This window comes from Massilia sp. Mn16-1_5, from assembly GCF_004798585.1.
GTDB lineage: Bacteria > Pseudomonadota > Gammaproteobacteria > Burkholderiales > Burkholderiaceae_D > Telluria.
The window spans coordinates 1-918 of sequence record NZ_PPXQ01000056.1; the positions used below are offsets into that span (position 1 = coordinate 1).

Below are 918 nucleotides of genomic sequence, written 5' to 3' on the forward strand. Positions count from 1 at the left end.
ACCGCCTCGATCATCATGTCGCGTACCGGTTCACCAGGCAACCCACGGCCGACCCAGGCGCGCCAGGCGATGATCTCGCGGTCGCAGCAGTCCTTCATGAAAACGCCCGTCACGACGTCGCCATTGTCGCAGGCAATCTCGAAGCCGTCCGAGCACCAGCGCTGATTCGATTCCTCGACCGCTACCTTGCCATCATGAGCGCGGCCACTGTCCCGGCGCTTGGGCGACTTCGGCAACAGCAAACCCTGTGCCTTCATCACGCGGTACATGCGTTTATGGTTCACGGGTTGCAGGCCCATCAGGCTGCGTGTGCGGTTCACTAGGGCACCCGCACGGCGATAGCCGTAGGTCGGCAATGCCGTGATCTCGGCACGTACGGAGTCGGCAATCATCGCGTCAGCGACCGGGTCGAGCCTGGCCAACGTGCGCCCGTCGACCCAGTCTGCAGGACGCGCAAGGCGATCAATAACGTTCGAGCGCGCTACACCGAGGACAGCGCAGACCGGCTTCACTGGCCGTCCTTGTCCGATAAGGGTGAGCGCGCAATCCACTTTTTTTCGCGCGCCACCTCAATCGCCTCGCGCAAGATTTCTGCTTCTATCGTTTTCTTGCCGAGCATGCGCTGCAGTTGTGCGATCTGGGCGCGCGCGGCAGCCAGTTCACTCGCCGGCACTACCGATTCGCCAGACTGTACAGCTACCAGCGCGCCTCCGCGCTCGAGCTTGCGCCAATTGAACAACTGGCTGGCACTGATGCCGTGCTTGCGAGCGACCAGCGACACGCTCATACCGGGCTCGTACGTTTCCTTGACCAGCGCAGCCTTTTCCTGCACTGACCAGCGACGGCGCCGCTCCTCTGACACTGTCACTACTTCGATGGTTTGGTTGTTCCTAGTCATATTCACAGTCGTATTCCTAT

General features: G+C 61.3%; 1 pseudogene. It reads right to left on the bottom strand.

What is annotated here, in order from left to right:
* Positions 1 to 898 (bottom strand): annotated as a pseudogene (locus C2862_RS25880) (transposase); the annotation flags it as partial.
* Positions 899 to 918: the final 20 nt, after the last annotated feature.